This window comes from Pandoraea terrae (genome assembly GCF_902459695.1).
GTDB classification, from domain to species: Bacteria; Pseudomonadota; Gammaproteobacteria; order Burkholderiales; family Burkholderiaceae; genus Pandoraea; species Pandoraea terrae.
In genome coordinates this window covers 208,001-229,764 of the sequence record NZ_CABPRZ010000001.1, presented here as the reverse complement: position 1 = coordinate 229,764, position 21,764 = coordinate 208,001, and the positions used below count along the sequence as shown (strand labels likewise).

General features: G+C 65.3%; 20 protein-coding genes, 1 other RNA gene and 1 riboswitch. Of the genes, 6 read left to right on the top strand and 15 right to left on the bottom strand.

The annotated features are described in order from the left end of the window. Positions 1-10: 10 nt before the first annotated feature. The 7 genes from PTE30175_RS01050 to PTE30175_RS01020 are packed head-to-tail and all read right to left on the bottom strand — an operon-like array spanning position 11 to position 6,930. The gene (locus PTE30175_RS01050) at positions 11-616 is read right to left on the bottom strand and encodes a histidine phosphatase family protein (RefSeq protein WP_191628733.1); all 606 of its coding nucleotides are present in this window, start codon (positions 614-616) and stop codon (positions 11-13) included. Beyond that, on the bottom strand, positions 607-1,410 hold the full coding sequence (locus PTE30175_RS01045) for an adenosylcobinamide-GDP ribazoletransferase (RefSeq protein ID WP_150695192.1): 804 nt from the start codon (positions 1,408-1,410) through the stop codon (positions 607-609). Before PTE30175_RS01045 ends, PTE30175_RS01050 begins: the two co-directional genes overlap by 10 nt. Beyond that, complete coding sequence (cobT, locus tag PTE30175_RS01040; RefSeq protein ID WP_150695191.1) at positions 1,410-2,510, bottom strand: nicotinate-nucleotide--dimethylbenzimidazole phosphoribosyltransferase; 1,101 nt, start codon at positions 2,508-2,510, stop codon at positions 1,410-1,412. Before cobT ends, PTE30175_RS01045 begins: the two co-directional genes overlap by 1 nt. Before the next feature lie 2 nt (positions 2,511-2,512). Next, complete coding sequence (gene cobO / locus PTE30175_RS01035) at positions 2,513-3,163, bottom strand: cob(I)yrinic acid a,c-diamide adenosyltransferase (RefSeq protein ID WP_150695190.1); 651 nt, start codon at positions 3,161-3,163, stop codon at positions 2,513-2,515. A 53-nt stretch (positions 3,164-3,216) separates the two neighbouring features. After that, positions 3,217-4,020: an ABC transporter ATP-binding protein gene (locus PTE30175_RS01030; protein ID WP_150695189.1), complete on the bottom strand. Its 804-nt coding sequence runs from the start codon at positions 4,018-4,020 to the stop codon at positions 3,217-3,219. Next, the gene (locus PTE30175_RS01025) at positions 4,017-5,012 is read right to left on the bottom strand and encodes a FecCD family ABC transporter permease (protein WP_150695188.1); all 996 of its coding nucleotides are present in this window, start codon (positions 5,010-5,012) and stop codon (positions 4,017-4,019) included. The genes PTE30175_RS01030 and PTE30175_RS01025 overlap by 4 nt, the downstream gene beginning before the upstream one ends. 52 nt (positions 5,013-5,064) lie before the next feature. Then, positions 5,065-6,930: a TonB-dependent receptor plug domain-containing protein gene (locus PTE30175_RS01020; RefSeq protein WP_150695187.1), complete on the bottom strand. Its 1,866-nt coding sequence runs from the start codon at positions 6,928-6,930 to the stop codon at positions 5,065-5,067. 160 nt (positions 6,931-7,090) lie between these two features. Then, positions 7,091-7,337: riboswitch (cobalamin riboswitch) on the bottom strand. A gap of 90 nt (positions 7,338-7,427) precedes the next feature. Here PTE30175_RS01020 and PTE30175_RS01015 point away from each other — a divergent pair. From PTE30175_RS01015 to ssrS, 3 genes are all read left to right on the top strand, one after another. Beyond that, complete coding sequence (locus PTE30175_RS01015) at positions 7,428-7,739, top strand: ATPase (RefSeq protein WP_150695186.1); 312 nt, start codon at positions 7,428-7,430, stop codon at positions 7,737-7,739. Next, positions 7,736-8,047, top strand: a complete 312-nt coding sequence (locus PTE30175_RS01010; protein ID WP_150695185.1) for a cell division protein ZapA — start codon at positions 7,736-7,738, stop codon at positions 8,045-8,047. Before PTE30175_RS01015 ends, PTE30175_RS01010 begins: the two co-directional genes overlap by 4 nt. Before the next feature lie 69 nt (positions 8,048-8,116). After that, positions 8,117-8,297, top strand: a non-coding RNA gene (gene ssrS / locus PTE30175_RS01005) — 6S RNA. A 52-nt stretch (positions 8,298-8,349) separates the two neighbouring features. Here the strand turns inward: ssrS and PTE30175_RS01000 are convergent. The 3 genes from PTE30175_RS01000 to PTE30175_RS00990 all read right to left on the bottom strand — a co-directional run bounded on the left by PTE30175_RS01000 (position 8,350) and on the right by PTE30175_RS00990 (position 11,993). Then, a complete protein-coding gene (locus tag PTE30175_RS01000; RefSeq protein WP_150695184.1) occupies positions 8,350-10,131 on the bottom strand; it encodes an acyl-CoA dehydrogenase in 1,782 nt (593 codons plus the stop codon). Between the two features lie 164 nt (positions 10,132-10,295). Next, positions 10,296-11,231, bottom strand: a complete 936-nt coding sequence (locus PTE30175_RS00995; RefSeq protein ID WP_150695183.1) for an electron transfer flavoprotein subunit alpha/FixB family protein — start codon at positions 11,229-11,231, stop codon at positions 10,296-10,298. Between the two features lie 12 nt (positions 11,232-11,243). After that, positions 11,244-11,993, bottom strand: coding sequence for an electron transfer flavoprotein subunit beta/FixA family protein (locus PTE30175_RS00990; protein ID WP_150695182.1), 750 nt, complete (start codon positions 11,991-11,993; stop codon positions 11,244-11,246). A 361-nt stretch (positions 11,994-12,354) separates the two neighbouring features. On the opposite strand from PTE30175_RS00990, the gene PTE30175_RS00985 reads away from it, so the two are divergent. Continuing rightward, positions 12,355-13,227 carry an alpha/beta hydrolase gene (locus tag PTE30175_RS00985; protein WP_150695181.1) on the top strand — a complete coding sequence of 291 codons (873 nt, stop codon included), beginning with the start codon at positions 12,355-12,357 and terminating at the stop codon, positions 13,225-13,227. A gap of 7 nt (positions 13,228-13,234) precedes the next feature. On the opposite strand, the gene PTE30175_RS00980 is transcribed toward PTE30175_RS00985, so the two are convergent. Both PTE30175_RS00980 and PTE30175_RS00975 read right to left on the bottom strand, forming a co-directional pair. Next, positions 13,235-14,827, bottom strand: coding sequence for a S10 family peptidase (locus PTE30175_RS00980; RefSeq protein WP_150695180.1), 1,593 nt, complete (start codon positions 14,825-14,827; stop codon positions 13,235-13,237). A gap of 61 nt (positions 14,828-14,888) precedes the next feature. After that, positions 14,889-16,466 (bottom strand): S53 family peptidase, encoded by a 1,578-nt coding sequence (locus PTE30175_RS00975; RefSeq protein ID WP_191628773.1) that lies wholly within the window; start codon positions 16,464-16,466, stop codon positions 14,889-14,891. A 254-nt stretch (positions 16,467-16,720) separates the two neighbouring features. Between PTE30175_RS00975 and PTE30175_RS00970 the strand changes: the two genes are divergently transcribed. Then, positions 16,721-17,494 (top strand): ferredoxin--NADP reductase, encoded by a 774-nt coding sequence (locus PTE30175_RS00970; protein WP_150695178.1) that lies wholly within the window; start codon positions 16,721-16,723, stop codon positions 17,492-17,494. A gap of 66 nt (positions 17,495-17,560) precedes the next feature. Here the strand turns inward: PTE30175_RS00970 and PTE30175_RS00965 are convergent, their stop codons facing one another. Together PTE30175_RS00965 and PTE30175_RS00960 are read right to left on the bottom strand one after the other, a co-directional pair. Continuing rightward, complete coding sequence (locus tag PTE30175_RS00965) at positions 17,561-18,364, bottom strand: enoyl-CoA hydratase (protein ID WP_150695177.1); 804 nt, start codon at positions 18,362-18,364, stop codon at positions 17,561-17,563. A gap of 58 nt (positions 18,365-18,422) precedes the next feature. Continuing rightward, positions 18,423-19,346: a histone deacetylase family protein gene (locus tag PTE30175_RS00960; RefSeq protein WP_150695176.1), complete on the bottom strand. Its 924-nt coding sequence runs from the start codon at positions 19,344-19,346 to the stop codon at positions 18,423-18,425. A gap of 250 nt (positions 19,347-19,596) precedes the next feature. On the opposite strand from PTE30175_RS00960, the gene mltB reads away from it, so the two are divergent. Then, positions 19,597-20,814, top strand: a complete 1,218-nt coding sequence (gene mltB / locus PTE30175_RS00955; protein WP_150695175.1) for a lytic murein transglycosylase B — start codon at positions 19,597-19,599, stop codon at positions 20,812-20,814. A gap of 38 nt (positions 20,815-20,852) precedes the next feature. Here the strand turns inward: mltB and cysM are convergent, their stop codons facing one another. After that, positions 20,853-21,755 carry a cysteine synthase CysM gene (cysM, locus tag PTE30175_RS00950; protein WP_150695174.1) on the bottom strand — a complete coding sequence of 301 codons (903 nt, stop codon included), beginning with the start codon at positions 21,753-21,755 and terminating at the stop codon, positions 20,853-20,855. Positions 21,756-21,764: the final 9 nt, after the last annotated feature.

Genomic DNA, 21,764 nt, shown 5'->3' with positions numbered 1-21,764 from the left:
TGAAATGTTCCTAAACGTTCCAGTGCACGAGCTGCCCGCGGCCATCGGCACCGATCGTCACGCGGCAAAGTCCGCCGAAGGCGATCGGCCAACGCAGGCAGCCCAGTACCGGCAAGCCGAGCACATGCGCTGTGAGCAGGCGGATCGGCCCGGCGTGCGCCACGACGACGTGGGGTCCGCCGCTTTCGGCGCTTTCGCCGGCGGCACGCGTCGCAGCGAGCCACGCAGCGAGCCGCGAAGCCACTTGCGCCGCCGACTCGCCCCCCGGCGCACCGCCGTGCTCCGGATCTTCCGCCCAGCGTTCGAGCTCCGCGCGCACGACATCCTGCCATGGCTGCATTTCCCACTCGCCGAAATGAATCTCGGCAAGCCGCGCGTCTTCCCTGACCGGCAGATCGTAGGGAAGCGCCAGATGCAAGGCGGCGATCCGCGCACGATGCAGTGGACTCGCGTGCATGACCGCGGGCACGGCGTCGCCCAGCCTATCGGCAAGCCGTGCGCGCATCGTGGCCAGGCACGCGTCGAGCTTGGTGGCATCGACGGGCACGTCGCTGCTGCCGTAGCAAATGCCCTCGGCCACATCTGGCGGCGGATGGCGCATCAGGATCAGATCCATGCACATACCGTCAGGTAAATCGACAGTTCTGCCAACTGCTGCGCGAAACCGAGGCAGTCGCCGGTGTAGCCGCCAAGGCGCCGATCGAAGTAGCGCACGAGCCCGCTGCGCAGCAAGATCAACACGGCGACGGCGGTCAGACCCGCACGCCAATCGGGCCAGAATAGCCACGGCACGCTGCACAGCACACCGAACAGCAGACTGCCCGCGCCGAGCCGCTGCGCCACCGGCTTCGCCTTGCCCTGCGCGCGCACGTAATCGAGCGTGCGCATCAGGCTGATGGCGGCAGCGCGGCTCGCGGCATGCGCGCCAATCGTCACGACGCCGAATCCCGCCCAGCCGTAGCGTGCCTGGACCGATGCGAGCGTCGCCCACTTGAGCAGCAGCGCGAGGATCAGCGCGGCGGCCCCGAAAGTGCCGATGCGTGAATCGTGCATGATGTCGAGCGTGCGCTCGCGCGTCATGCCGCCGCCGAAGGCGTCCACCGAATCGGCCAGCCCGTCCTCGTGAAACGCACCGGTCAACAGCAGACTCGCCGCCATGCCGAGCGCGATCGCCACGCCGGGCGGCCAGAGATGGCCCGACGACGCCGTCAATGCGGCGACACACGCGCCGACGCCCACGCCCACGAGCGGGAAATAGCGCGTCGCCGCATTCAGCTGTTCAGGGGCGTGACCGACCCACGCCGGAATCGGCACCCGCGTGAAATAGCCGAGCGCCGTCAGGAAATACCTGAGCTCTTCCCGCGCGCGGTGAAGGGAGCGCGGCAACACCCGGGATGCAGGGCGGTTCATCAGTGCCGCGCCGGGCCGGCCGCGGCGTCGGCTTCACCGCGATCGCTCACGCCCGCGCCTTCGAACGTCGCCATCTCGCACAGGAATGCGGCCGCAGCTTGGACCAACGGCATCGCCAGGGCCGCTCCGGTTCCTTCGCCCAGGCGCAGGCCCAGTTGCAGCAGCGGCTGTGCGCCCAGGGCGTCGAGCATTGCGCGATGACCGGCCTCGTCGGAGGCATGGGCAAACACACAGTACTCGAGCACGGCCGGCGCCAGCCGATGCGCCACGAGCAGCGCCGACGTGCTGATGAACCCGTCGACCACGATCACCAGCCCCAGCCGCGCCGCCGCGAGATACGCGCCGGTCATCATGGCAATTTCGAACCCGCCAAACGTGGCGAGCGTATCGAGCGCGTCAAGCGCAGGCGCGTGCGCGGCCAACGCCTGCGCCAGCACCGCCTGCTTGCGCGCGAGCCCCGCATCGTCCACGCCGGTGCCGCGCCCGACACACGCCGCGAGCGGCAGCCCTGTGAGCCGCTGCATCAGGCAAGCGGCCGCCGACGTATTGCCGATGCCCATTTCACCGAAACCGATCATGCGCGTGCCGAGCGCCGCGTGCGCGGCCACGCGCGCCGCGCCGGCCAGCATGGCCGTCTCCAGTTGCGCGCGGGTCATCGCAGGCGTCGTCAGGAAATTTCGCGTACCGGGCGCCACGGGAATGTCGACGAGCGACGGATGCGACGGAAACGTTGACGCCACGCCGGCATTGACGACCTCCAGCGCGATCGCATTGGCACGGCAGAACACGTTGATGGCCGCGCCGCCCGCGAGAAAATTCAGGACCATCTGCGCGGTCACGGCCTGCGGATACGGGCTCACGCCTGCCGCAACGATGCCGTGATCGCCGGCAAACACCAGCATGGCCGGCCGCGACAACGTTGGCGTGACCGTGTGTTGAATTCGTCCGATTTGCGCCGCCACGCGCTCGAGCGCGCCGAGGCTGCCCGGCGGTTTCGTCTTGCTGTCGATCGCGTGTTGCAATACGCCGTCCAGCGCGGCATCCGGCGAACGGACCGCCAGCAGATCGGGAAGCGTGTCGAGGGTAGGCACGGCCGTCATCGTTACATCTCCACGCCGGCTTGCGCGCGAATGCCCTGCGCGAAAGCGTGCTTGACCGGCGTCATGTCCGTCACCGTGTGCGCCGCGTCAATCAGCGCCTGCGGCGCGCCACGGCCGGTGATCACCACATGCTGCATCGGCGCACGCGCCTCGAGGTCCGCGATCACCGCGGCACAATCGAGGTAGCCGAGTTTGAGCGCGATATTCAACTCGTCGAGCAAAACCAGCCCGATCTCCGGATCGCGCAACAACGCACGTGCCTGCGCCCACGCCGCTTCCGCCTTGGCGATATCGCGTGTGCGGTCCTGCGTATTCCACGTGTAGCCTTCGCCCATGACGAAGAACTGGCACTCGTCCGGAAAGCGGCGCAGGAATTTCTCTTCGCCGGTGGGAATGGCGCCCTTGATGAACTGGACGATGCCGACTTTCATGCCGTGCCCCATGGCTCGGACCGCCATGCCGAAACCGGAGCTCGACTTGCCCTTGCCGTTGCCCGTCGTGACGACAATGACGCCGCAGTCGCGTGTTGCCTGTGCGATCTTGTCGTCAATGACGGCCTTCTTGCGCACCATGCGCGCGCGATGACGCTCGTTGCGGCCGTCGTCGGCCGGGATCTCGGAACCGTCAGGAATATCAGAGGTGTCTGTTGTCATGGATAGCGGTAAGTCAATGACGAATGATGGAAAACGCGCAACCCCGCATGGGGTCACGCACGCCGCACGGGTACAAGCGCTTCGTCCTCGCCATCGCGAATCAGACGCAGCGGATAGCCGAAGGCGTCGCTGCAATACTCGGCGCTCAGCACCTCGCCGGCCGGGCCTGCACGCCAGCCGCCGCGGCCGTCGAGCAGCAGCGCGTGCGTCGCGAAACGCCGCGCCAGATTGAGGTCATGGCAAGAGAATAACGCAGCCGACGTCCTCTCGGCCGCGCGCGCGGCCAACAACGCCAGGCATTCGATCTGGTGATGCAGGTCGAGGTGCGACACGGGTTCGTCGAGCAGGAGCAACGGCGTGTGTTGCGCGAACACGGCCGCGAGTGCGACACGCTGGCGCTCGCCCCCCGAGAGTGTCGTCACGTCGCGCTCGGCAAACGCCGACATCGCGACCGCGTCGAGCGCGGCATGCGCGGCAGCAAGGTCGGACGCGCTCTCCCAGGCGCCCCAACGGCCCTGCGCGAGATACGGGTGACGGCCTGCGAGCACGATTTCCAGCGCAGTGGCGCCGAACGCGTCGTGCGTCTGCTGGGGCATCAGCGCCCGCACGCGCGAGAGCCTGTCGAGCTTCCATTCGGCCAACGCCCTGCCTTGCACGAGGATCCGTCCCTGACCGTGGGCGACGCCGACGGGGCGCAACCCCGCCAATGTGCTCAGCAGGGTCGTCTTGCCGGCGCCGTTCGGGCCGGCAAGACACCAGCATTCGCCTGCAGCGACGCGCAGATTGAGTCCCTCGAGCAATTTCCGCGTGCCGGCAAACAGTGTGAGCTTCGCCGTCTCGATAAGGATTTCGCTCATGGCAGGGGACGCTTCGACAGGAGCCACAGGAACACCGGCACGCCGATCAGCGCCGTGATCGCGCCCACCGGCAATTGCGTCGGCGCCAGCAGCGTTCGCGCGGCAAGGTCGGCCACCATGACCAGAATCCCGCCGCCGAGCGCTGAGGCCGGCAGCAGCATGCGTTGATCGTTGCCGAATCCGAGACGCAGCAGGTGGGGGACGACGAGTCCGACGAAACCGATCGATCCTGCCGTCGTCACGGCCACGGCTGTCGCGAGCGACGCGGCCAGATAGATGCGCAGACGCAAGCGGCCGACCGCCACGCCAACGGATTGGGCGACCGCGTCGCCGCGCAGCAAGGCGTTCAATTCATGCGCAACCGGGCAGACGAGCAGCAGCGCCAGCAGCAGCGCCCCGAGTGGCAACGCCACCGAATCCACGCCGTTCAGATCGCCCGTGAGCCAGAACAGCATGCCGCGCAGGCTGGCGTCAGGCGCGAGCGTGAGAATCAGCGTGGCGACGGCGCCCATGCCGGCAGCGAGCATGACGCCGGTGAGCAACAGGCGCGCACTGCTGTCGTGGCCGCCCGTGCGCAGGAAACTGCGGTGCGACAACGACATGACGAGCGCGATGGCGGCCAGCGCGCCCGCAAAGGCACCGGCCTGGACCCACACGAACGGCAGCATCAGCGCCAGCCCCGCCAGCGCGAACACGGCGGCGCCCCCGGAAATCCCGAGCACATACGGATCGGCGAGCGGATTGCGCAGAAGCACCTGCATCATCGCGCCGGCACTCGCGAGCAGCCCGCCGCAGGCAAATGCGGCCAGTGCGCGCGGCAGGCGCAGGCGCATGACGACCTCGCCGGCAATGCCGCCGCCGCGCCCGGACACGAGGTCGACGAGCGCGCCGAACGAGACCGGCACGCTGCCGAGCATCAGGGAAACCGTCAAGACGGCGAGTGCGGCGGCGGCCAACAGGCCCCAGATGCGAAGCGCCCGCGGCAACGTCATGCGCGGCCCCGCCCCATGGGCATCGAGGCGGGCTTACGCATGACGCGCGCCATCAAAACTGCTTCCAGCCCAGCGTGATGTAGGCGGCGGTGCCCGGCGTGTTATAGCCGTAGGCGGTTTGATAGTTCTTGTTGAACAGGTTGTCGACATGCGCGGAAACATACCAGGATTTGTCGATATCGTACCGTGCCTGCACGTTGACCGTGGCATACGCGCCCAGATGCTGGGCGCCGGTGTCGATGCGCTCGCCGCTGTAGACGATATCGCCACCGACGCGGATCTTGCCGAACGCTTTGGATAGCGACAGGTTGGCAAAGCGTCGGGCGCGGCGGGGGAGCGTCGTGCCGGCCTGCTCGTCGGTCGGGTTTTGCATCGTGCCTGAGGCACGCACGTCGACGCCCAGCAAGTTGGCGCTGTACGTCAGTTCGGCCCCCTGCACGCGCGCTTTCTTCACGTTCTGTGCGAGGAACTGGCCATTGACCAGCGCCGTGGCGATCAAGTTCGTGTAGTCGGTCTGAAAGGCTGTCAGGCGCACAAGCCCCAAAGCGCCGTTGTATTGCACGCCCAACTCCTTCGAGATGGCGCGTTCGGGCTGCACGTTCGGATTGCCGAAGCCCGGGTAGAAAAGTTCGTTGAACGTCGGCGCGCGGAAGGCGTTCGACGCGTTGGCGAACAGCTTCCACTCCGGGGTGACAAGGAATCCATAGCCGAGGAAGTAGCTGTTTGCACCGCCGAAGTCCGAGTACTGGTCACGCCGTACGTTTGCCTGGAACTGGTTGCGGCCGACCTGGCCTTCGTAGCCGGCATAGCCGGAATCGACATGGCGATTGTTATGCCCGAACGCCGTCGAACCATCGACCGTCTGCTCCAGGCGCGTATACCCCGCGAGCAGCTTATGCTCCGCGTTCAGCGCATATTCGTTCTGCCAGTCGATCTGGCTGCTCGACGTGTGAACGTTGCCGTTGCCGTTGCCATTCAGGTACGTATAGCTATAGTCGTCGCCCTGCGTGAGGGCAAACTTGGTCAGCCATTGCGATGTCACACGGCCGTTGACGTAGGTCGATAACTGACGCACGCGGCTGTCAGTATCGTTGAGGTCGGTGGGTTTGCCGAAGGCGTTGTCGAAGCTCGTGCTGCCATCGCTCTGATACAGGCGCGCGCCGACTTCCCAATCCTGCGCAAACTGGCGCGATAACTGGGCCGTCACGCTCGTGTTGTCGTAGCCGTTCTTGTTCGGATTGGCCCTGGGTGCGAAACGCGGGTCCAGCGCAGAGAATCCGTCGGTATGAAAGCGCGAGACGTTGAGGCTGAAGCGCGTCTTGTGGTCTTCGCCGAGCGCGCCGTCGATGCCGGCATTGGCCTGCGTCGTGTTGTAGCGGCCATAACCGACTTCGGCGTGCATGCGCGGCGCGTGGTCGCCGCCTTTGCGCGTGAAGATCTGCACCACGCCGCCGACGGCTTGCGAGCCGTATAACGCGGAAACGTTACCGCGCACGATTTCGATGTGATCGATCTGCGACAGTTGCAGCTGCTCGATCGCCGTCGTGCCGAGCGTGGCCGAGCTGACAGGCACGCCGTCGATCAGCACGAGCGAACTGTTCGAATTGGCGCCGCGCATGAACAGACTGGCCGACGTACCGGGACCGCCGTTCTGGACGATCTCGACGCCGGCCCGGCCGCGCAGCAAGCTCGGCAGGTCGGCCTCCTGACTGTTTTCGATATCCTGGCGCGAGATGACGGTCGTCGCGGCGAGGGCTTGGGTAAGCTTCTGCTCGGTGCGCGACGCCGTCACGACCGTCGGGTCGAGTTGGACGTCGGCACTTTGGGCGTAAGCCGAAGGTGCAACGACTGCAGTAGAGAGCGCCAATGCGAGGGGCGCGAGCGCGAGCGGCGCCATGGCGCGAGCGTGGGTGCGCATGATAAGGTCTGACTTCCGTTGTTATCGATGTTTGCCTCGTCCCGTTCCCCCGCGGGTCGATGGCGCAAGGGGCACGTCGCGGGACTACGATGGGCAACGAAAGGTGCACCGGCGTACGAACAACGACGAAGCGCCGCGGCAGGCATGGCCTGCGCGGCGCGGCTCCCCACTCCTTCCGGCCGGTATCCGGGCTGGTCATCGTCACGGCTGGCCGGCCTTCCCGCAGCATCGAAGTCTGCAGTGGCATGATGGCGAGGCGCTATTCCGGAACCAAAAGGTCGGAATGATGACTTACCGTTGCGGGGGCAGCACAGGTTGGCCAGGCCGTGTGGGGCGCGGCTCCCTGTTTCCCGTTTAACTGCGTCCGCCGGAGGGGCGGGCGCGAGCACCGAAGTGCCGCAAGTGTAGGGGTCAATCGAATGAGCGTCAATGCTCGTTCGTCGGGCATTGGCCGCCGATTCCGTTAGAATGTAGGGCAATCAAGAGGACGCAGCCCGATGCTCACCGATCTCGAACATCTCACCGAAAAAATTGAACAGTTGGTTGTGGTCAGCCAACGCTTCCATCAACACAACCAGGCTCTGCTGTCCGAGCTCGAGCGCGCACGCGCCGAATGCGAGGAAACGCGCGGCGCGGCGGAGCAGTTGCGCCAGGAGCGCGACGCCCTGCGCCTGCAGCGCGACCAGCTTGCAGCCAAGATCGACGAAGCCCAGGTCCGCCTCAATGCGATCCTGGAAAAACTCCCGAACAACAGCCAGTCGGAGGGCCAGATGGATCTCCTCGGCGCCCCCGGAGGTGAATCCGCATGAGCATCAAGCAGATTGAAGTCCAGATTCTGGAGCAGTCGTACCGCCTGGCCTGCCCGCCGGAACATGAAGACGACCTGCGTGCGGCCGTGGCGCGTGTCGACGCGGAAATGAACAAGGTCCGCGCGCAAAGCACGGTGCGCGGCACCGACCGGATTGCGGTGATGGCAGCCCTTTCGCTGGCATCCGATTTGCTTGCGCTGGAAAAGAGCATCGCCGCCGGACAGGCGTTTCCCGCCGAAGAAATTCAGCGTACAATACAGCGCATGAACGATAGATTGACGACCGTGATCGATCAATATCAGGCGTGATTTTCAGTAGTTTTTTTGCTGATGCATCCGCCGATTTTTCCGGTATCATGAAGGCGTTCGACAAGTTAGTTTTCCCTGCCTGGTTCGCGAAGGCCTTAAATTCCTTGAACCAATGAACTCTGCAGGTTGCGGAAGTTTGTAGTGCTGGTGTGAGCGTCGCTTAGCCCGATGAACCCGAAGCGTTACTAACCGCGACCACCTTGAACCTCCCGGTTCAGGATGCCGGCTCAGCGGCTGTGGCGGGGACCCCATGCAAACGGCACTGCTTTCGCAGTGCCGTTTTTTTTATCCGCGATGCGCGATCAGAAGTGCGCGTCGTCGAGTTGCAGCGCCGAATCCGCCCCTTCCGTGATCGTCGTCGCCAGCCCGGGCGCTTGCGTGAGTACGTGATCGGCAAAAAAACGCGCGGTGGCAATTTTCGCATCGAAGAACAGCGGATCCGCATCGCGATGCGCCTGCGCAGCCAGCAGCGCACGCCCCAGTTGCCAGCCGCACAGCACGATGCCCGCCAGTTTCAGATAGGGAACGCTGCCAGCGAACACCGCATTCGGATCGTCTTTCGCGTTGGCCAGCACGTAGTCGACCACCCGCAACAACGCTTCTCGCCCGGCGGCCAGGCGTTCGGCCACCTTCCCTGCCACGCCGCCCGCCTGCGTCAGTTCGGTTTCCGTAGCGGCGACCTTCGCGCAGATCGCGCGCGCGACTTCGCCGCGGTCACGCAGCGTCTTGCGTCCCACGAGATCATTCGCCTGAATCGCGGTGGTGCCCTCGTAGATCGTGAGGATGCGCGCGTCGCGATAGTACTGGGCGACCCCTGTCTCCTCGATGAAGCCCATGCCCCCGTGAACCTGCACGCCCAGACTCGTGACATCGAGCGACATTTCCGTGCCCCAGCCCTTCACGATCGGCACCAAATACTCGTACATCGCCTGCGCCGCGCCGCGCACGATCGGATTGGCATCATGATGCGCAACGTCCGCCTGGGCGGCGGCGAAGTAGGCCAGCGCACGCGCGCCCTCGGTGAGCGCGCGCATCGTCATGAGCATGCGCTTGACGTCCGGGTGATGCACGATCGTCACGGCCTCCCTGGCCGAACCGTCGACCGGACGGCTTTGCACGCGTTCACGTGCGTAAGCGACTGCCTTCTGATATGCGCGGTCAGCCACGGCGATGCCCTGCATGCCGACCGCGAAACGCGCCGCGTTCATCATGATGAACATGTACTCGAGGCCGCGATTCTCCTCGCCGACCAGATGCCCAAGCGCGCCGCCATGATCACCGAATTGCAGCACTGCGGTCGGACTCGCCTTGATGCCAAGCTTGTGTTCGATCGACACGCAATGCACGTCGTTGCGCTCGCCCAGCGCGCCGCTCGCATCGACCTTGAATTTCGGGACGATGAACAGGGAGATGCCCTTGACGCCGGCAGGTGCGTCCGGCGTGCGCGCGAGCACGAGATGGACGATGTTCTCGGCCATGTCGTGTTCACCGTACGTGATGAAAATCTTCGTGCCGAAAATCTTGTAGGTGCCGTCGCCCTGCGGCTCTGCGCGCGTGCGCACCATCGCCAGGTCGGAGCCCGCCTGGGGCTCCGTCAGGTTCATCGTGCCGGTCCATTCGCCCGACAGCAGCTTCGGCACATACAGCGCCTGTTGCGCCGCATTGCCGGCCGTCAGCAACGCTTCGAGCGCGCCGTCGGTCAGCAACGGGCACAGCGCGAACGACAGGTTCGCGGCGTTGAGCATTTCGTTGCACGCGGTGGCCACGAGCTTCGGCAGGCCTTGGCCGCCGAATTCCTGCGGGTGCAGCACGCCCTGCCAGCCGGCTTCGCCGAACTGTTTGAATGCGGCCTTGAAGCCGGGCGTGGTGGTCACATTACCGTCACGCCAGGTACTCGGCTGCTGATCGCCCGTGACATTGAGCGGCGCGACGACCTCCTCGTTGAAGCGCGCAGCCTCCTCCAGCACGGCCTGCACGGTTTCCGGCGTGGCATCCTCATACCCGGGCAATGACGCCACATGCGAGAGTCCGGCCAGTTCGTTCATCACGAACAGTATGTCCTTGATCGGCGCTTGATAACTCATGTCGTTCCTCCAGTGCTTCGTTGGCAGTGAATTGTCGGTATCGGTGCCGGCCGGGCCGCAAGCGGGGACGGGTAAAAAAATGGGCGCCGGCGATCACGCCGTGCGCCCATCGGGTCAGGTCCGGCGAGCGGCACGTTCAAGCCGCCGCTCGCCCCGCGCCGGCGTCAGCCGAGCGCGCTGACCAGTTCGGGCACGAGCGTAAACAGATCGCCCACCAGCCCGTAATCGGCCACGCTGAAGATCGGCGCTTCGGGATCCTTGTTGATCGCCACGATCACCTTCGAATCCTTCATGCCCGCCAGATGCTGGATCGCGCCGGAGATGCCCACCGCGACATACAGCTGCGGCGCGACAATCTTGCCGGTTTGCCCGACCTGATAGTCGTTCGGCACGTAGCCCGCGTCCACCGCCGCGCGCGAGGCGCCCAGTGCCGCGTTCAGCTTGTCCGCCAGCGGCTCCAGCACCTTGGTGTAGTTCTCGCCCGAGCCCAGGCCGCGCCCGCCCGACACGATGACCTTCGCCGAGGTCAGCTCCGGACGGTCCAGCTTCGTCACCTCGCGGCCGACAAACTGCGAAAGCCCTGCGTCCGCCGCCGCCGGCACGGCTTCCACCGCCGCGCTGCCGCCCGTGGCTGCCGCCGCATCAAAGCCCGTGCCGCGCACCGTGATCACCTTCACGGGGTCGCTGCTCTGCACCGTGGCGATGGCGTTGCCTGCATAGATCGGACGCTCGAACGTGTCGGCGCTGTCGACCTTCGTGATATCCGAAATTTGCGCCACGTCGAGCAATGCCGCCACGCGCGGCGCAATGTTCTTGCCGTAGGCGGTGGCCGGCGCCAGGATGTGCGTATAACCTTCGGCGATCGCGACGACTTGCGCCGCCACGTTTTCCGCCAGGCCGTCGCCCAGATACGCCGCATCGGCCGTCAGCACCTTCTTTACGCCCGCGATTTGCGCGGCGGCCTGCGCGGCCGGGCCGGCGTTCGAACCGGCCACCAGCACGTGCACGTCTTCACCGCACTTGAGGGCCGCCGTGACGGTGTTCAGCGTTGCCGCCTTGATCGTTTGATTGTCGTGATCAGCGATGACCAAAATGCTCATGTCTCGTTCTCCTTACAGCACTTTGGCTTCGTTCTTGAGTTTCTCGACCAGCGCCGCAACGTCCGGCACCTTCACGCCCGCACCGCGCTTGGGCGGTTCGACCACTTTCAGCGTCTTCAGACGCGGCGAAACGTCCACCCCCAGGTCGGCCGGCTTGACGGTCTCAAGCGGCTTCTTCTTCGCCTTCATGATGTTGGGCAGCGTCACATAACGCGGCTCGTTCAGGCGCAGGTCGGTCGTGACCACCGCCGGCAGCGACAGGGAGACGGTTTCCAGCCCGCCGTCGACTTCACGCGTGACTTGCACGCGGCCGTCGGCCACCACCACCTTCGAGGCAAACGTCGCCTGCGGCAGCTTGGCCAGCGCGGCCAGCATCTGGCCCGTCTGGTTGGAATCGTCGTCGATCGCCTGCTTGCCCAGGATCACCAGCTGCGGCTGTTCCTTGTCGACCAGCGCCTTGAGAAGCTTGGCCACCGCCAGCGGTTGCAATTCTTCGTCCGACTCGATCAGGATGGCACGATCCGCGCCGATCGCCAGCGCCGTGCGCAGCGTCTCCTGCGCTTGCGCCACGCCCGCCGACACCGCGATCACCTCCGTCGCCACGCCCGCCTCCTTCAGGCGCACCGCCTCTTCCACCGCAATCTCGTCGAAGGGATTCATCGACATTTTCACGTTCGCAATGTCGACACCACTCCCGTCGCTTTTCACGCGGACCTTAACGTTGTAATCCACCACCCGTTTGACCGGTACCAGGATTCTCATGAACTCGCTCCAAAGTTACGTTTACGTCAATCCGTTGCCATTATAACCACACGCGGCATGACACTTATTATGTTGTTTTTTGGCATTTTGTTGCACAGGTCATGGGCCGGCATTTTGCCCCCTGTCGCGTGAGCAGGTGCACGATATCTACGACGCCCCACCCGCCGAACGATCGTGCTATTTTAATCACATCCGGTTCCGAACTCCTAGGCCTTTCTGGTGGCTTTCCTCTAGAGAATCCCACGCGCCTGACATATGAATATGATCGAATATCGACCCGGACGCCGCTTCGGCGCACCACAATGACCGGCCTTGACGCGATGCGGCCACGCCCGCGCAGCCGAAGCAGAGGAGACGCACGATGACGCTGCACACCGAATCCCGGCTCGACACCTGCGATGGCCAATCGTTGTACGTACAAGGCTGGCGGCCCAATCAGCGCGCGCCGCGCGCCGTGGTGGCCATCATCCACGGCATGGGCGAGCACGGCGGACGCTACCGGCGGCTGGCCGAACATTTCGCGACCCATGATCTTGCGACCGTCACGTTCGACTTGCGCGGACACGGCTTGTCGAGCGGCGCGCGCGTCTTCGTGAACCGGTTCGACGATTACCTCGGCGACACGGATATCTTCCTCACGCATGTGCGCTCCACCTTTGGCCCGACGCCCGTGTTCCTGCTCGGCCACAGCATGGGGGGCGCCATCGCTGCCCTGTACGCCATCACGCGCCAGCCGGACGTGCGCGGCCTCGCGCTCAGCAGCCCTGCGCTCGCCCCGGGCGAACCGGTGCCGCCATGGCTGCTCACCTTGGGCCGATGGGTGGCCCGTTGGCTGCCGCGCGTCCCCGTCTACAAGATTGATCCCGCCCGGATCGCGCGAGACCAGACGGTTGTCGAGGAGGCCCGCCGCGATCCGCTGAACGTCTACCGCGGCACCCCGGCGCGTACCGCGGCAGAACTGCTCTCCGCGATGGCCCGCATTCATACGGGGGCCGATGCGTTGCGCCTGCCGCTTTACATTTTCCATGGCACCGAGGATCGTCTGACGGCGCCCTACGCCAGCGAACAACTGCACGCCAGCGCCGCCTCGACCGACAAGACGTTGCGCATGTACCGGGGCCACTACCACGAGACCCTCAACGATCTCGACCGGGAGACCGTCATCCGCGACCTCACGCAATGGCTGCTGCACCATCTTCCGGCTGTCGCCGCGCGTCGCGACCACGCGGCGTGAACCCGCGCTAGCCACGCGTGCGGGCCTGCAAGGCGCGCACGCGCCCCAGCGCCGCCGTATCGGCGACAGCGGCCGAATACATGGCAGCCAGGTCTGCCTTGAGTGCGGTGCGCGACGCCCCGTCGAGATACACCATGTGCCCGGACGGGTAGAACCGCGCGGAGAGATTTTGCCGCACCTGCTGGCTGAGGAGCGGCATTTGCTGCAAGTCCATCACGGTCTGGTAGAACGGCGTGACGAAGTCATACACGCCGTTCGCCGACAGCACCTTGAGATCGACATTGAGCGCCATCACGGCGGCCAGATCGCCCGCCGTGTACAGAATCGTATTGCCTTGGGCATCGAGCCCTTGCTGCGCGCCGGTGGGATCGACGTGACCGAAATCCCAGTACTTGAACGCCTGGTCGTTCAGATCCGCAAACGACGAGTTCGAAGTGAATTTCAACTGTTCGTTCAGGTAGAAATTCCACATGGTCGTGTACACGCCGGTGACCGCCGTCATGGTTGGATCGTTGCCGCCGGAGTTCGGATCGATCTTGCCGGCAATGCCGGTGTCGATCGCTGTCACACGACCGTCGTAGGCGCCGAGCGCCACGCCCTTGTCCTCCAGCAGCGTCGTCAGGAACAACGCATGGCCGCGGCTGTCGTAGGCAGCCACGTCGAGTTGCCACGCGCGCAACGTGGCCACGTCGATCCCGGTGAACTCGCCGAGTTTCGCGACGACATCCGCGTCGACGGCCGGCAGCTTCCGTAGCGCCGCCAGATAGTCGGTGCGCGCGAATTGGGCCGCGTCGGCAAGGAGCGCCTCGAGTTGCGCCGGCACGGGGGTCACGCCCAGACGACCGTGATACCAGGCATCCGCGGCCGCCGTCGGCAACGCGCCGACCGGGTTGCCGGCCTGGCGATAATCCAGAATCGACGACTGCAGCGTGATGCCGTTCAGGTCGACGCCGTCTTCGTGCAGCCGGTACGCGAGCACGCAGCTGCGAGCGGTCCCGTACGATTCTCCGAACAGGAACTTGGGCGAATTCCAGCGGCTGTTTTTCGTGAGGAAGCGTTTAATGAATTGCTTGATTGATTCGGCATCCTTATCGACACCCCAGAAGTCTCGGTTCTTGTGCGGCGCAATCGCGGCCGAGTACCCGGTGCCCACCGGATTGATGAATACGAGATCGCTCCTGTCGAGCAAGCTGTCGGGGTTGTCTTCCATGGCATAAGGCGCTGGCGGCGTGAATCCCGGCATCGACGTCCTGATGCGGCGCGGCGCAAACGAGCCGAGCAGCACGAATACCGCCGACGAGCCCGGCCCGCCGTTATAGAAGAACGTGACCGGACGCGTCTGCTCCGGCTGATTGTCTTCCGTGAACGCCACGTAGAACAATTTGGCGTTCGGCAGCGAACTGCCCGGATCGACGGTGACGAGGTGGCCTGCCGTTGCGGTATAGCGAATCGTGCGGCCACCGATCTTCACCGTGTGCTTCGTGACGGCGGCATTCTCCGTGACGTCGGTGATCGCGTCGTCGGGGCCGTTGCCGTATGCGGTGGGGTCGAAATATGCCTGATCGGCGGCATGGCCGGACCCGCCTGCGCGCTTTGCCATGATGACTCCTTTGCAGAGGTTCGCCGCCCGTCCTCCTTACGCCCGCCGGCGCGCGCGACGATCAAAGTACCGCCGCCACCTTTTCGCCGTCCGGGCTGCCCAGGCCTGTGCAGGCGTCCCAACCCGGCGCCGCGGCGAACGTGCCGTTGTTGCCTTGCGTAATGTCGTTGCAAACGCCCGCGGCGCGATACAGCTTCGGATTGACATACCCGGCCGGACGGCCTTTGGCCACGTTGATGCGTGCGATCAGGGCGGCCCAAAGCGGCGCCACGGCGCTCGTCCCGCCGACGACAGTGCGCACCCCGTCGATCAGGACTTCGTAACCGGTCATTGGCGACGCATCGCCCGCGACATCCGGCACGCCCCGCCCCGGCAACGGAGCGCTACCGTCTACGCCGCGCAGCACCGACAATCCGTCCTGCCATGCCGGCACCGGAAACGCCCGACTGATGCCACCGCCGCTTGCGCCGCCGCCGCTGCCGTCGTTCCAGACCACTTCCAGCGCAATCGTCTGGTCCGGTGGCTGGCCGGCCACCTGCACGCGCGTGCCACCGCAGGCGAGCGCATACGGGCTCGCCGCAGGGAAATCGACGTGATCGCGCCCGTCGCCCGCGCCGTCGCCCGATCCGTTGTCCCCGGCGGCTGCGCATACGGTCACACCCAACGCGGCCGCTTCCTGCAGCACCGTATCGAAAGCGCGCAGCGACTGCGCCGTCCATGCGTCTTCAGGGCCGCCCCAACTGATCGAAATGACCGAAGGATTGTGTGTCGTGTCGTGCACCGCCCGGCTCACCGCGTCGAGAAAGCCGGCATCGCTGTTCTGGGTGAAGTAGACGGCCAACGTGGCGCCCGGGGCCAACGCGCCGGCGATCTCGATATCGAGCGTCACCTCGCCGTCCGGGCCTCCGGGGTCGCCGCTGGGTTGATTGCCGCCGCCATGTATGGCGATGGGAACCACGGTCGGCCGCGCCACGCCGAGCCCGTCGAAGTAGGTACGCAGGTCGTCGGGGCGATAGCCGCCGCCGAGCTCAATGATGCCAATGCACTGCCCCGCGCCGTCGCCGGCGGGAAAGCGGTACAGCGCACCGAGTTGCAGCGGGCTCAACGCAATGGCGGGGGGTGTCGCGGCCGGCCGGAATGGCGGCCGAATCCGGAAATGCGGACGGGCTTGCGGACGGTTGTCGAGACCAAGCACCGCCGTCACGACATCTCGAAGCTCATCCGGCAGATGGACGGGGCCGGTGCGGCCGCGAAACTGGCCGCTTGCGTGATAGTCATACTGGTGAAGCGTGACGTCGAAGGCTTGCTGGAACTGCGCAATCGCCCCGCGCAGGACGACCGTGCACGCTGCCGTGTCGACCCGGGCCATTGTCAGGCCATGCTGCGCAGCGAATGCCGCAAGTTTGGCGAGGTCGTCGTCGGAGGCGCCGAAACGCTTGGAAAAGGCGGCGCGCGACAAGGGCTGTGCCGCGGGTTCGCCCGCGGCCATGTCCCGCACCAGCGCGCGAAATATCGGTTCGTCCCGCCTGCGCAACGTGACGACGACGTCGATCGTTTCATGGGGATCGCACTGACCCGCGATCTTCGCGCCCCTGGCCACCGCGCGATCGCTTCCCGGCAATGGATGCTTTGCCATGATGCGCCACCTCCCCGGGCCGCAAAGGCCCACAATACGGCAGACCATTCGATTAAAGCACAGTTCCCTGCCCCCGTTACGCGGCCCGTTTCAGCCCGTTTCAGCCCGTTTTAGCCCAGTTACCGGCCGCGCCACGACCGGCCGCATGAGCGCGGCGGGGGTCACAAGCCCCCATGCCCTTGTCGACTGTCGGGAGACCCGGCGCGCTGGCGCCAACGGGACTACACTGGTGTCATATCCGCCATGAGACCAATGCGATGGAAAGGCAACAGAAGTTTTCGCCGCAGCGCATCACCCACCTGCATTTCTGGACACCTGCGCTGTTCACGTTCAAGACGACGCGCCCCCCCGAACTCAAGTTCGCGGCGGGTCAGTTCGTGCGGCTGGGGCTGGCGAAGGAAGACGGCGAACAGGTGTGGCGTGCCTACTCGTACGCGTCCGGACCTGGCGACGATGCTCTGGAGTTCTACTCAATCGTCGCGCCGGAGGGGGAATTCAGCCCACGCCTGGCCCAGATGAAAGTCGGCGACGAACTGCTCGTCGAACACGTATCGTACGGCTTCCTCACACTCGACCGGTTCGTCGACGGCAAGGATTTATGGATGCTCGCGACGGGCACGGGGCTCGCGCCGTTCATCTCCGTCCTGCGCGATCCCGCCGTGTGGCAGAAGTTCGAACGGATCTTTCTCGTGCACAGTGTTCGCTGGGCATCGGACCTGACGTACGCGGATTTGCTCACGGATTTTGCGCACGACGGCATCGATCCGGCCTGGACGAACAAACTTCGCTATTTCACGACGGTGACGCGCGAAGCTGCACCGGGCGCATTGCAGGGCCGCATTACGACACTGCTGGAGACCGGTGCGCTCGAGCGCGCCGTCGGCGCCAAGCTCAATCCGGACAGCTCCCGCATCATGGTGTGCGGCAATCCGGAAATGGTGCGCGACATGCGCAAACTCCTGACGGACGACGGCTACGCCGTCAGCCGCACGGCAACGCCCGGGCCGTTGGCGCTCGAGAATCAGTGGTAGTCGCGCGGCGTGGACAGGCCGCCGCGCGAGACCATCGGAGGATCGGGACGACGGAAACGGTCGGGACTAGCGCGACGGCCAGTTCGGTGACCGTTTGTCGATGAACGCCTGCACGCCTTCGAGGGCGCTCTCGTCCATCATGTTGCAGGCCATCGTCTGCCCGGCCAGCTGGTAGGCGGCTTCGATGCCCGTCTCCAGTTGCCGGTAGAAAAGCCCCTTGCCTGCGGCGACGGCGGCGGCCGGCTTCGCGCAAATCGCATGGCACAGCGCGCGCACCTCCGCATCGAGCTTTTCGACGGGCACGACGCGATTGACCAGCCCGCGTGCCTGTGCCGTGTCCGCATCGATGAAATCGCCCGTCAGCAACATCTCCATCGCCTGCTTGCGCGACAGATTGCGCGACAGCGCCACCCCCGGCGTCGCACAGAACAGTCCGACGTTGATCCCTGACACGGCAAAGCGCGCCGTCGATGACGCCACGGCCAGATCGCACATCGCGACCAACTGGCAACCGGCGGCCGTCGCGATGCCATGCACGCGCGCGATCACCGGCTGCGGCATGCGCTGCATCGTCAACATGACACGCGTGCATTGAGCGAATAGCGCCTGGTAATACGCAAGTGAGGGCGCCGCCCGCATCTCCTTGAGATCGTGCCCCGCACAAAACGCGGGCCCGGCCCCTGCCAACACGACGACACGCGCCAACTTGTCGGCCGCCACCGTCTCCAGCGCCTGCTGCAGCTCGGTGAGCAGCGCCTCGGACAGCGCGTTGAACTGACGCGGACGGTTCAACGTCAACGTCACCACGCCTGCGTCCTGATCCTCACCGCGCGTGACGCACACAAGCGCGTCTTCTGCCTGCCGAGTCATGACTGATCTCCTCGCGCCGCCGGTCGCGCGCGCCTGCGTGGCCGCCCGCGCAGATGTTCTAAATGTCGGCCAACACCTTCAGGTGCGCCACGACGCTGCGGCCGAGCGCAGACAGGTTGTAGCCGCCCTCCAGGCAACTGACGATCCGGCCCTTCGCATGGCGCATCGCGATCGCCTTGACCTTCTCCGTGATCCACGCGAAGTCCGCCTCCGTCAGACCGAGGCCACCGAGATCGTCTTCGCGATGCGCGTCGAAACCTGCGGAGAAGAAAATCATTTCCGGACGGAAGGCGTCGAGTTGTCCGAGCCAGCCGAAGTCGATCGCCTCGCGTGCCGCCATCCCGCTGGTGCGGGCGGCGAGCGGAATATTGTGCATGTTCGGCGCCGGGTGATCGAAGCCCGAGAACGGATAGAACGGGTGCTGGAAAATGCCGCACATGAACACGCGGGGATCGTTCGAAAATGCCGCCTCGGTGCCATTGCCGTGGTGCACGTCGAAATCGACGATCGCCACGCGCGACAAACCGTGGACCTCGAGCGCATGGTGCGCCGCGATCGCGACGTTGTTGAACAGGCAGAACCCCATGGCGCGCGTGGGCGTGGCGTGGTGCCCCGGCGGACGCACGCTGCAGAACGCGTTGTCGAGCTCGCCCTGCAGCACTGCGTCGGTCGCCGCGACCGCCGCGCCCGCGGCCCGCAGGGCGGCACGGTACGAATGCGGGTTGAGCACCGTGTCCGGATCGAGCGGGAAATAGCCGGTGGCCGGCACGCTGTCGCGCACGTACGCCACATGTTCAGGCGTATGCACGCGCAGCAGGCTCGATTCGTCGGCGAGCGGCGCTTCGCGGCGCTCCAGAAGGCCGTCGATGCGGCCGGCAATCAGCTGATCCTCGATGGCGCGCAGACGCTCCGGACATTCCGGATGCCATTCGCCCATTTCGTGGCGCACGCAGTCAGGGTGCGTATAAAACCCGGTAGCCATTTGATGCTCGATGTCGTTTTGTGATGGGGGCAAGGCGGATTTCCCGCCTCGCCTTGTCTCCAGGGCAGCGCGCCCATCGCAGCAGCGCGCCGCACGGCCCGCCGCCTGCCCGGCGCAACATCCGCGCACCGGCATCGCACAGCATATGGCTGACGGGCCCTTCAAGCACTAAGGTATCACAGGTGCACTCGGTTATACTGCCGACTGAGCCTTTCCTCCCACCATCCGAGACGACATCACCGAATCAAGCATGACATTTCCGGTACGGACGCCTGATCATTCCCCGCGCGCCGTTTTCGCGCGCGAAGCCTCACCGAGCCAACGCTCGTTCCTTCCGTCGTTCCGGCCGATTTTGCGTCTGGCGGCCCCCGCGCGCTTCGCCGCGGGAGGTGTGCTCGCCGCCCTCATGCTGACGCTCGCCATGCCCGGCGCCGCGCAGACGAACGGCAAGCCCCGCACCAAGGTCGCCCAGGCAGTCCTCGAAGAAGAGGTCGTGCCGCAGCGCTACGCGAATCATCCCGATGTCGACGCATTCATCAACGACCTCGTCGCGCGCGACGGTTTCGACCGTGGCGAGTTGCAGAAGGTGTTCTCGCGCGTCGTGTTCTCGCAGACGGCCGCCCGCTTGGCTGCCCCGCCCGCCACCACGGCGAAGAAGAACTGGCAGGTGTATCAATCGCGCTTCCTCGACGGCATGCGCATCAACAACGGCGTGCGTTTCTGGAACGAGAACTCGGCCGCGCTGGCGCGTGCGTCGCAGGAGTTCGGCGTCCCCGAGGAAATCATCGTCGCCATCATCGGCGTCGAGACGATTTATGGCCGCAACATGGGTAACTTCCGAACCATCGACGCGCTGACCACGCTCGCGTTCGACTACCCGGCGGCACGCAACCGCACGGAACGCATGGCGCTGTTCCGCAAGGAACTCGAAAGCCTGCTGCTCTATGCGCGCGATCGCGGCATCGATCCGTTCAGCCTTTACGGTTCATACGCCGGGGCTATCGGCATCCCGCAGTTCATGCCGTCGAGCATTCGTGAATACGCCGTCGATTACAGCGGCAACGGCAAGATCAATCTGACTGGCGACGCGGCGGATGCCATCGGCAGCGTAGGAAATTTCCTCAAACTGCATGGATGGGAGGCGAATCGTCCGGTCATCTGGCACATTGCGCCCGACCCCGGCAGCCAGGGCGTCGCGGAAGCCGGGGCCGACGGTCGCCCCGAACCGCATTGGAAGCTTCAGGACTTCATCAAGGCAGGCCTGCTGATGAACGAATCGAAGCTCGATGTCGGCGCGGAGTTGGGCACACCCGTGCTGATCGTGGACTTGCCGACCCCCGGCCAGCCGACGCAGTACCGTGTGGGCCTGCAGAATTTCTACGTGCTGACGCGCTACAACCGCAGCTTCTTCTACGCCATGGCGGTGTACGAACTCAGCACCGCCATCAAGGCGGCGCGCGCCCCGTAAGCGCCGCCTGACGACGGCGCCTTGCACTTTGCCCCCGCCTAGGCCGGAAACACGCCGGTCGACAGATAGCGGTCGCCCCGGTCGCACACGACGAAGACGATCGTCGCGTTTTCGACCTCATGCGCCAGACGCAGGGCGATCTGGCAAGCGCCGCCCGAGGAAATGCCGCAAAAGATGCCTTCTTCGGCCGCCATGCGGCGCGCCATGATTTCCGAATCGGACTGGCTCACCTGCTCGGTGCGGTCCACCCGCGCGCGGTCGAAGATCTTCGGCAGATAAGCTTCCGGCCATTTGCGGATGCCCGGAATGCGCGATCCTTCGGCCGGTTCGGCGCCAACGATCTGGATTTCGGGGTTCTTTTCCTTCAGGAATTGCGAGACGCCCATGATCGTGCCGGTCGTGCCCATGGCGGAGACGAAATGGGTGATGCGCCCTTCCGTGTCACGCCACAATTCGGGACCGGTCGTTTCATAGTGCGCGAGCGGATTGTCCGGATTGGCGAACTGATCGAGGATGACGCCGCGGCCGTCGCGCTCCATCTGGCCGGCGAGATCCCGCGCGTATTCCATGCCGCCCTTGACCGGTGTGAGGATGATCTGCGCGCCGTACGCGGCCATGCTCTGACGACGCTCTACGCTGAGGTCCTCAGGCATGATCAGGACCATCTTGTAGCCGCGGATGGCAGCGGCCATCGCCAGCGCAATACCGGTGTTGCCGGACGTCGCTTCGATCAGCGTGTCGCCCGGCTTGATGCGCCCACGCGCCTGGGCGTGCTTGATCATCGACAGCGCCGGACGATCCTTCACCGAGCCTGCCGGGTTGTTGCCTTCGAGCTTGCCGAGAATGATGTTGTTGCGGCGGCGGATTTCGTCATCGGGCAATCGCACCAGTTGCACCAGCGGCGTATTGCCGATGGTGTCTTCAATCGTTTTATAAGCCATTACGCTGAG

What these genes read in the sequence shown, in the direction of transcription:
- PTE30175_RS01050 (WP_191628733.1), bottom strand. Translation starts at nt 616, where the DNA reads ATGGATCTGATCCTGATGCGCCATCCGCCGCCAGATGTGGCCGAGGGC.
- PTE30175_RS01045 (WP_150695192.1), bottom strand. Translation starts at nt 1,410, where the DNA reads ATGAACCGCCCTGCATCCCGGGTGTTGCCGCGCTCCCTTCACCGCGCG.
- cobT (WP_150695191.1), bottom strand. Translation starts at nt 2,510, where the DNA reads ATGACGGCCGTGCCTACCCTCGACACGCTTCCCGATCTGCTGGCGGTC.
- cobO (WP_150695190.1), bottom strand. Translation starts at nt 3,163, where the DNA reads ATGACAACAGACACCTCTGATATTCCTGACGGTTCCGAGATCCCGGCC.
- PTE30175_RS01030 (WP_150695189.1), bottom strand. Translation starts at nt 4,020, where the DNA reads ATGAGCGAAATCCTTATCGAGACGGCGAAGCTCACACTGTTTGCCGGC.
- PTE30175_RS01025 (WP_150695188.1), bottom strand. Translation starts at nt 5,012, where the DNA reads ATGACGTTGCCGCGGGCGCTTCGCATCTGGGGCCTGTTGGCCGCCGCC.
- PTE30175_RS01020 (WP_150695187.1), bottom strand. Translation starts at nt 6,930, where the DNA reads ATGCGCACCCACGCTCGCGCCATGGCGCCGCTCGCGCTCGCGCCCCTC.
- PTE30175_RS01015 (WP_150695186.1), top strand. Translation starts at nt 7,428, where the DNA reads ATGCTCACCGATCTCGAACATCTCACCGAAAAAATTGAACAGTTGGTT.
- PTE30175_RS01010 (WP_150695185.1), top strand. Translation starts at nt 7,736, where the DNA reads ATGAGCATCAAGCAGATTGAAGTCCAGATTCTGGAGCAGTCGTACCGC.
- PTE30175_RS01000 (WP_150695184.1), bottom strand. Translation starts at nt 10,131, where the DNA reads ATGAGTTATCAAGCGCCGATCAAGGACATACTGTTCGTGATGAACGAA.
- PTE30175_RS00995 (WP_150695183.1), bottom strand. Translation starts at nt 11,231, where the DNA reads ATGAGCATTTTGGTCATCGCTGATCACGACAATCAAACGATCAAGGCG.
- PTE30175_RS00990 (WP_150695182.1), bottom strand. Translation starts at nt 11,993, where the DNA reads ATGAGAATCCTGGTACCGGTCAAACGGGTGGTGGATTACAACGTTAAG.
- PTE30175_RS00985 (WP_150695181.1), top strand. Translation starts at nt 12,355, where the DNA reads ATGACGCTGCACACCGAATCCCGGCTCGACACCTGCGATGGCCAATCG.
- PTE30175_RS00980 (WP_150695180.1), bottom strand. Translation starts at nt 14,827, where the DNA reads ATGGCAAAGCGCGCAGGCGGGTCCGGCCATGCCGCCGATCAGGCATAT.
- PTE30175_RS00970 (WP_150695178.1), top strand. Translation starts at nt 16,721, where the DNA reads ATGGAAAGGCAACAGAAGTTTTCGCCGCAGCGCATCACCCACCTGCAT.
- PTE30175_RS00965 (WP_150695177.1), bottom strand. Translation starts at nt 18,364, where the DNA reads ATGACTCGGCAGGCAGAAGACGCGCTTGTGTGCGTCACGCGCGGTGAG.
- PTE30175_RS00960 (WP_150695176.1), bottom strand. Translation starts at nt 19,346, where the DNA reads ATGGCTACCGGGTTTTATACGCACCCTGACTGCGTGCGCCACGAAATG.
- mltB (WP_150695175.1), top strand. Translation starts at nt 19,597, where the DNA reads ATGACATTTCCGGTACGGACGCCTGATCATTCCCCGCGCGCCGTTTTC.
- cysM (WP_150695174.1), bottom strand. Translation starts at nt 21,755, where the DNA reads ATGGCTTATAAAACGATTGAAGACACCATCGGCAATACGCCGCTGGTG.